Here is an 8011-nt window from a genome sequence, read left to right on the forward strand (position 1 = left end):
CGGGCAGCGGGTCTCGCGATCAAGGTGAACGCGGTGCTGCTGCGCGGCGTGAACGACCACCTCGCACCCGACCTCATGCAGTGGTGCCTCGACCGTGGCTACGAGCTCCGGTTCATCGAGCAGATGCCGCTCGACCCCGACCACGCCTGGGACCGCACGTCGATGGTGACCGCGGCCGAGACCCGCGCGATGCTGTCGGACACGTTCGCCCTGGTGCCGGACGAGGCACCCCGCGACGGTGCTCCCGCCGAGCGCTTCCGCGTGCTCGCGCGGACGGCCGACGGCGGTGTCGGTGCCGAACTCGGCACGATCGGGATCATCGCGAGCATCACCGAGTCGTTCTGCGCCGACTGCACCCGCACCCGCCTGACCGCCGACGGCAACGTCCGGAGCTGCCTGTTCTCGGACGACGAGACCGACGTCCTCGGTCCGATGCGCGCCGGCGCCTCCGACGACGAGGTCGCCGAGCTCTGGCGTCGGGCGATGTGGGCGAAGCCCCGCGACCACGGCGACGACAGCGACGACCTCGTGCACCCCACCCGCGGCATGAGCGCGATCGGGGGCTGAGCGTGACGACGATCCGGTTCTTCGCGGCGGCCCGTGCTGCGGTCGGCGCGGACGAGGTCACCGTGCGGGCCTCGGCGCTCGACGACGCACTGCGGTCGGTGACGGCCGAGGACCCCGACCGCTGGCGGGCACTGCAGGAACGGTGCTCCTACCTCGTGGACGGGGTGACCACGCGCGACCGGTCGACCCGGCTCGACGGCGTGGCGGTCGTCGACGTGATGCCGCCCTTCGCCGGCGGCTGAACCGGTCCGTCCCGCGCAGAGCGTCGGGTCAGGCGGGCGGGTAGACCGTCAGCTCGTCCGGCGGCACGGCGATGCGCACGACGTCCCCGGGGACGAGTCCGAGCGTCGCCGCGACCGCCACGGTGACGTCGGCGACGAGGGCACCGGCCCGCACCCGGACGAGTCCGTCCCGCGGCTCGAGCGCGGTCACCCGGCGCGTCGGTCCGGCGCCGTCGCGGGTCACGACGGCGGCCGTCGGGTGGTAGGCGGCGAGGGCGGGCGACCCGGGAGGCACGGTGTGCGTCGTCGAGACGAGCTCGCCGCCGTCGACCGGTGCGATCCCACCCCGGGTGGCGGTGCCGCCGACGAGCGTCAGCCCCGAGAAGGACGCCGCGAACGCACTGGTCGGACGGCCGAGGACGGCGGCGGTCGGTCCCTGCTCGACCACCCGGCCACCCGCGAGCACGACGATGCGGTCCGCGAGGCCGACGGCCTCGAGCGGGTCGTGCGTGACGAGGACCGTCGGTCGACCGGCGCGGGCGGTGCCCAGGGCGGTCCGGACCTCGGCGCGGGCGTCGACGTCGAGCGCCGAGGTGGGCTCGTCGAGGAGCAGGAGCACGGGGTCGGTGGCGAGTGCCCGGGCGATCGCGACGCGCTGGGCCTGTCCGCCCGAGAGCGTCCCGGGGGCGCGGTCCGCCAACCCGGCCACGCCGACGGCGGCGAGGGCCGCGTCGGACCGGTGTCGCGCCTCCCGGCCGCCGGAACCGGTCGCGCGCGGTCCGTAGGCGACGTTGCGACCGACCGACAGGTGCGGGAAGAGGTCGGCGCGCTGCGCGACGAGGCCGACGCCGCGGCGGTGTGCGCGGACGCCCGTCAGGTCGCGCCCGCCCAGGACGACCGCGCCGGACCGGACCCGCAGCAGGCCGGCGAGGGTCTCGACGACGGTGGACTTGCCCGCGCCGTTCGGACCGACCAGCGCGACGCACTCGTCCGGGGCGACGTCGAGTCGCACGTCGACGCCGCGGTCCGGCACCACGACGTGGGCGCGGAGGCCGTCGTGTCCCGGGTGCTCGCTCGTCATGCGATCACCGTCCGGGTGCGGACCGCGGACGCGCCGATGACCACGAGCGCGACGACGACCAGCACGAGGGCCAGCGCGACCGCCGTGTCCGGGTCGATCTCGCGCTGCAGGTAGATCTCGAGCGGCAGCGTCCGGGTCACGCCCTGCAGGCTGCCGGCGAAGGTCAGGGTGGCCCCGAACTCGCCGAGCGCGCGGGCGAAGCAGAGGACGAGGCCGGCGAGGATCCCAGGCAGCACGCGTGGTGTCGTCACGGTCAGGAACGTCCGGGTCGGGGACGCTCCGAGCGTCGCGGCGACCCGCTCGAACCGGTCGCCGCCGACGCGCAGCGCCCCCTCGATGGACGACACCAGGAACGGCATCGCGACGAAGGTCTGGGCGATGACGACCGCGGTCGTGGTGAAGGCGATGCGGAGGCCGTGGTCGTCGAGCCACGCGCCGACCGCGCCGAGTCGACCGAACGCCGCGAGGAGCGCCAGTCCCCCGACCACCGGCGGGAGCACGAGCGGCAGCAGGACGAGTGCCCGGGCCGCGCCGATCCACCGCGACGTCGACCGGGCGAAGAGCACGGCGAGCGGGTACCCGAGCACGAACGCGATCCCCGTCGCGGCCGCCGCGGTGCCGAGGCTCAGCCCGAGGGCCGTCAGCGACGCGGGCGAGGTGACGAGTGCGCCGAAGGAGCCCCAGTCGACGCGGCCGACCATCGCGAGGACCGGGACCACGACGAACAGGCCGCCGAGCACCGCCGGGAGCGGGAGCCACCACGGCACCGGCGTCCGGACGGCGCGGACCGCCCGCGGCCCGGCGGCGCGGACCGCTCGGTCGGGGGTGCGGCCGGCGTCACCGGTCGGCTCGGTCGCCTCGGGCACGGGTCAGGGGGCGCCGAAGCCGGCGGCGGTGAGGACCTCCCGGCCGGCGTCGGAGCGGACGTACGCGGTGAACGACTCGGCGAGGCGCGGGTTCGCCGCGTCCCGCAGGACACCGATCGGGTAGGTGTTCACGGCCTTCGACGCGGCGTCGAAGCGCACGCCGTCGACCTTGCCGCCTGCGCCCTCGACGTCGGTGACGTAGACGAGTCCGGCGTCCGCCTGCCCGGACTCGACCTTCCCGAGGACGTCGGTCACGGACTGCTCCTCGCTGACCGGGCGGAGGTCGACGCCGCTCGCCCGTTCGACCTTCGCGGTCGCGGCGCCGCACGGAACCGGGGTCGCGCACGTGACGAGCTGCACGTCCGACGCCGTCAGGTCCCGGAGGCCGGTGATCCCCTTCGGGTTGCCGGGTGCCACGGCGATCTCGAGGACGTTCGTGGCGAAGTCGTGCGCGGTGCCGGCGGCGACGTCGGTCCCCACGAGCTTCTGCATGTTCGCCTCGTCGGCGGAGGCGAAGACGTCGGCGGGGGCGCCGTTCTGGATCTGGGTGACGAGGTCGCTCGACCCGGCGAACGAGAAGGTGATCGTGGTCCCCGGGTGGGCGGCCTCGTACTGCTCGCCGAGGGTGGTGAAGGTCTTCTGGAGCGACGCCGCCGCGAAGACGGTGATCGTGCCGGTCGGACTCGCCGATGCGCTGCCGGACGACGCGGTGCGCGCGCTCGCGCTCGGGGCGGCCGTGCCGGTCGTCGCACATCCCGCGAGGCCGACGGCGGCGAGTGCGGCAGCGGCGAACAGGAGGGCGGCGTTCCGCACGTGCGTCGTCATTCCCCGATCGTACCCGCATCTGCGGCCGATGCGGGGATGGTCATCGGCAGTCCCTCGCGCTGCCACGCCTGGATGCCACCGTCGAGCACGGTCGCGTCGAGCCCGGCGGCGCGGGCGGTGCGCGCCCAGGCGGTTGCGCGGACGCCACTCGCGCACACCACCACGAGGGGCCGGTCGTCGTCCGCGGCGAGGTCCTCCGGACGGAGGCTGCCGGGGACGATGCCGGTGGCCCGTTCGGCCGGGGTGCGCACGTCGACGAGGACGGTCGCGTCGGACCGGCCGTCGGCCGACCGGCTGTCGTCGTCCGTGCTGCCGTCGTTCGTGCTGCCGTCGCTCGTGCTGCCGTCGTCCGTGCTGCCGTCGCTCGTGCTCCCGTCGGCCGACCGGCCGAGTCGCGCGGCGAGGGCGGCCGGTGCGATCCGGGGCGGGGCGTCGTCGAGCGTCGGGGCCGGGCGGCGGGACCCGGGGCCGCGGCGGAGCGTGCTCTCGGTCCACCGCCAGCGCCGGGCGTCGACCGTCAGCACCCGACCGGTCAACGGTTCCCCGATGCCGGCGACGAGGGCCGTCACCTGCGCCGCCATCACGCTGCCGACGGCACCGCAGAGCGCGGGGAGCACGCCGTCGAGCGCGCAGGACCCCTCGTCCGGCAGGGCGTCCGGGTGCAGGTCGTGGAAGTCGATCGGTTCCGGGCCGGCGTCGTGGAACACCGACACCTGCCCGTCGGTCCCGAGCACGGTCCCCCAGACGAACGGGATCCCGGCCGCGGCGCAGGCGTCCGAGATCGCCCGGGTGACCTCGACGCTGTCCGCGGCGTCGACGACCACGTCGTGCCCCGTGACGTGCTCCGGGCGGAACGGCTCGGCGATCGCCACCACCTCGAGCTCCGGGTCGACGCCACGGACGCGCTCGGCCGCGCACTCCGCCTTGGGACGGCCGACGTCCGCCCGGGCGAAGAGCGTCTGCCGTGCGAGGTTCGACGTGTCGACGACGTCGAGGTCGACGATGGTGACGCGGCGGAGCCCCGACCCGGCGAGGTAGGTCAGCACGGGTGCGCCGAGGCCGCCGGCCCCGACGACGAGGACGCTCGCCTCGGCCAGCGCCCGGACGGCCCGGTCACCGGCACCCGCGAGCGCTGCGGTGCGCGACAGCAGCCGGCGTCGGTCGTCGGTCATGCGTCGGCCGGTTCCGCCGGCACCTCGACCGAGACCATCGTCGCCTTGACCGAGGCCACCGCGACGGTGCCGACCTCGAGCCCGAGGTCGCGGACGGCCTCGGCGCTCATCAGGGACACGACGCGGTGCGGGCCGCTCTGCAGCTCGACCTGCGCCATCACCCCGTCGACGACGAGGTCGGTGACGATCCCGACGAACCGGTTGCGGGCCGAGCTCCTCGCACCGGACGGGTCGTCGAGCTGGGCGGCGGTCCCGCGGATGTGCGTCGCGAGCTCGCGACCGTCGACGACCGTCCGGCCGGAACCGTCCGTCGACCGGGTGAACACACCGGCGTCCACCATCCGTCGGACGGTGTCGTCGCTGACGCCGAGGTACCGCGCGGCGTCGCGGATGCGGAGCTTCGTCATGGTCCTCGGCACGATACCGGTATGGGGAACTCTCAGTCTCGCCTGCCGGGACGCCGGGCACCTGCTCAGCCGCCGCGGATACCGTCCTCACCGTGACTGCACCACGGACCGGCACCATCAGCATCCCCCGCTCCCCGGGGATCGCGCCGGTCCGTGCCCGCTTCCGGACGCGCCTGCGCGGCCTCGCGTCGAGCGCCGGTGCCGCCGTCGTCCGCACGCCGGAGCTGACGGTCGGCGCGTTCGGCGTCCTCGTGGGTGCGGCGTTCGCCTGGGTGCCGTCGCTCTGGTACGACGAGGCCGCCACGGTGACGAGCGCCACGCGGAGCTGGCCCCAGCTCTGGGCCGAGCTGCACAGCGTCGACGCCGTGCACGGCCTGTACTACGCGCTGATGCACGTCTGGTTCTGGCTCGTGGGGTACACGCCCTTCACGCTCCGGTTCCCGAGCGCCCTCGCGATCGGGGTGGCGGCCGGGCTCCTCGTGGCCCTCGGCCGTCGACTCGGCGGGCGCCGGCTCGGCATCACCGCCGGTCTCGTGTTCATCGCGCTGCCGCGGGTGCAGTGGGCCGCGTCCGAGGGGCGCCCCTACGCCACGATCACGACCCTCGCCGCCTGCCTCACCCTCGTCGGCCTGACCGCGGTCCGCCGGACCCGCACCGGGCGCAGCCTGCACTGGTGGGCGGCCTACGGGGCACTCGCGCTCGTCTCGGTCACCTTCAACGTCTACCTGTCGCTCGCCGTCGTCGCGCACGCCGTGACCCTGCTGTGGACGCTCCTCGCCCGACGCGCCGCCGTGCGCCGCGCAACGGTGTCCCGCGGTGGCCCCGACCTCGGCCCGGCACTCGTGACCCGCGGGGTCGTCGTGCGCTGGGCGATCGCGTCCGCGATCGCCGCCGTCGCCGTCTCGCCCCTCGTCGTCGAGGTGGCGTCACAGTCGAAGCAGGTCGCGTGGATCGCCGGCATCGGGGAACGGACCGTCGCCCAGGTGTTCGCGACGGCGTGGTTCGGCGGTGTCGACGTGTACGCCGCCGGCGCCTGGGCACTGATGCTCGGCGGCACGGTGCTCGTCCTGGTCGAGGCACACCGACGGTCCGCGACCGTCCGGTCCCTCGTGCGCGCTCAGGCCGTCCGCGTCGCCCTGCCGCTCGTCGTGATCCCGACCGCCGCGCTGGTCCTCGCCACGGCGATGGGCAAGCACCTGTACTCCCCGAAGTACGCCTCGCTCAGCCTGCCGTTCGTCGCGCTGCTCATCGCCCTCGCGCTGACGTTCGTCCGTCCGAAGGCCCTGCTCGCCACCGTCGTCGCCGCGGTCCTCGTGCTGTCCGTCCCGACGGCCGTCGCCGTGAAGGAGCCCCTCGCGAAGCAGGACTCCACCTGGGCCCGTGCCGCCGCGATCATCTCGGCCGAGCGCAGCAGCAACCGGGCCGACGCCGACGAGGGCGTCGTGTTCGGCAGTGTCTACGGCCACCCCGGCACCACGGCCGACATCATCCGCGTCTCGTACCCGACGGCGTTCACGGGCATGACGGACCTCGGCGTCCGCAAGCTCGGTACCGAGTCGGGTGTCCTCTGGAACCAGACGGGCGACCTCGCCACCACGATCCCGAGCCGCCTGGGCGACATCGACACGGTGTGGTTCGTCGGCGGGACCGTGAAGGCGCGCAACATCGAGCCCGAGACCGCCGCGGTGCTCGCGGAGCACGGGTTCACCGCGAAGGAGCACTGGAAGACCGGCACCGTCGTCATCACGGAGTACGTCCGCAGCTGATCGACGCCGAGCGCGTGCCCGAGCGCCTGCCCGTCAGTGCAGGAGGCGGGCGCCGTGCACGGGACCGGCGGCACGCACCGCGACCATGCCGGCGGCACTGAGCTCGACCTGCACCTCGAGTGCCGCGTCGCGGTCGGCGACGAGGAACGCCACGGTCGGCCCGCTGCCCGAGACGAGTCCGGCGAGGGCACCGGCCTTCTCGCCGATCTCGAGCGTCGTCGCGAGCGTGGGCTGCAGGCGCATCGCCGGGGCCTGCAGGTCGTTGTGCAGGCAGTCCGCCAGCAGGTCGGGGTCGCCGGCGCGGAGGGCCTGCAGCACGTTCGCCTCGACCACGGGCGTCGTCGGCGCGGGGGCGATGTCCGCGCGGTAGCGCTCGCGGTGCTCGTCGAGGGCGCGGTACACGGCCGGCGTCGACAGGCCGTCGTCGCTCAGCGCGAGGACCCAGTGGAACTCGCCCTTGGCCAGGGCCGGGCTCAGCTCGTCGCCACGACCGGTGCCGACCGCGGTGCCGCCGGCGAAGGCGAACGGCACGTCGGCGCCGAGCTGCGCGGCGAGCCGGAGGAGCTCCTCACGCCCGAGCGCCGTCCCCCACAGCGTGTCGACGGCGAGCAGGGTCGCGGCGGCATCGGCGGATCCCCCGCCCATCCCGCCGGCGACCGGGACCTGCTTGTCGATGGTCAACCGGACGCCCCCGCGGTACCCGGCGGCGTCGGCCACGAGCCGGGCGGCACGGATCGCGAGGTTCGACTCGTCGACCGGCACCGCCCGCGTGTCGATGGGTCCGGTGAAGGTCACCGAGAAGTCGTCGCCGGGTTCCGCCGAGACGTCCTCGTACAGCGAGACCGCCTGGTACGCCGTCGCCACGTCGTGGTAACCGTCGTCCTGCAGCGCGCCGACCGACAGGTAGACGTTGATCTTCCCGGGGGCGCGCGTCCGCACGCGGGTCGGTGCGGCCAACGTGGTCATGCCCCCAACCTATCCCGACGCAGCCGCGAAGCCGCGCGCGAGGTCCGCGAGGATGTCGTCCACGTGCTCCAGCCCGATCGACAGGCGGATCAGCCCGGTCGCGACGCCCGCGGGCGCACGCTCCGCCGAGGTCATCTGCA

9 protein-coding genes and 1 pseudogene are annotated in these 8011 nt (G+C 74.8%); 3 read left to right on the top strand and 7 right to left on the bottom strand.

Features of this window, described 5'->3' with window-relative positions:
- Nucleotides 1-567: pseudogene (locus I5E_RS06770) on the top strand (GTP 3',8-cyclase MoaA); the annotation flags it as partial.
- A 2-nt stretch (nt 568-569) separates the two neighbouring features.
- Nucleotides 570-809 (top strand): MoaD/ThiS family protein, encoded by a 240-nt coding sequence (locus I5E_RS06775; RefSeq protein ID WP_022906317.1) that lies wholly within the window; start codon nt 570-572, stop codon nt 807-809.
- 28 nt (nt 810-837) lie between these two features.
- Here the strand turns inward: I5E_RS06775 and I5E_RS06785 are convergent, their stop codons facing one another.
- The 5 genes from I5E_RS06785 to I5E_RS06805 all read right to left on the bottom strand — a co-directional run bounded on the left by I5E_RS06785 (nt 838) and on the right by I5E_RS06805 (nt 5139).
- Complete coding sequence (locus I5E_RS06785) at nt 838-1869, bottom strand: ABC transporter ATP-binding protein (protein WP_022906318.1); 1032 nt, start codon at nt 1867-1869, stop codon at nt 838-840.
- A complete protein-coding gene (locus I5E_RS06790; RefSeq protein WP_031261762.1) occupies nt 1866-2636 on the bottom strand; it encodes an ABC transporter permease in 771 nt (256 codons plus the stop codon). The genes I5E_RS06785 and I5E_RS06790 overlap by 4 nt, the downstream gene beginning before the upstream one ends.
- A 102-nt stretch (nt 2637-2738) precedes the next feature.
- Complete coding sequence (gene modA, locus I5E_RS06795; RefSeq protein ID WP_022906320.1) at nt 2739-3560, bottom strand: molybdate ABC transporter substrate-binding protein; 822 nt, start codon at nt 3558-3560, stop codon at nt 2739-2741.
- Nucleotides 3557-4732 carry a ThiF family adenylyltransferase gene (locus I5E_RS06800; RefSeq protein ID WP_022906321.1) on the bottom strand — a complete coding sequence of 392 codons (1176 nt, stop codon included), beginning with the start codon at nt 4730-4732 and terminating at the stop codon, nt 3557-3559. Before I5E_RS06800 ends, modA begins: the two co-directional genes overlap by 4 nt.
- Nucleotides 4729-5139, bottom strand: a complete 411-nt coding sequence (locus tag I5E_RS06805) for a TOBE domain-containing protein (RefSeq protein WP_022906322.1) — start codon at nt 5137-5139, stop codon at nt 4729-4731. Before I5E_RS06805 ends, I5E_RS06800 begins: the two co-directional genes overlap by 4 nt.
- 92 nt (nt 5140-5231) lie before the next feature.
- On the opposite strand from I5E_RS06805, the gene I5E_RS21360 reads away from it, so the two are divergent.
- Nucleotides 5232-6905, top strand: a complete 1674-nt coding sequence (locus tag I5E_RS21360) for a glycosyltransferase family 39 protein (protein ID WP_022906323.1) — start codon at nt 5232-5234, stop codon at nt 6903-6905.
- Between the two features lie 33 nt (nt 6906-6938).
- Here I5E_RS21360 and I5E_RS06815 read toward each other — a convergent pair whose 3' ends face one another.
- On the bottom strand, nt 6939-7871 hold the full coding sequence (locus tag I5E_RS06815) for a 4-(cytidine 5'-diphospho)-2-C-methyl-D-erythritol kinase (protein ID WP_022906324.1): 933 nt from the start codon (nt 7869-7871) through the stop codon (nt 6939-6941).
- Between the two features lie 9 nt (nt 7872-7880).
- Nucleotides 7881-8011, bottom strand: a 131-nt coding sequence (locus I5E_RS24330; protein ID WP_148286887.1) for a PLP-dependent transferase, incomplete at its 5' end; no start/stop codon positions are given.

It is taken from the genome of Curtobacterium sp. B18 (assembly GCF_000333375.1).
Taxonomy (GTDB): Bacteria; Actinomycetota; Actinomycetes; order Actinomycetales; family Microbacteriaceae; genus Curtobacterium.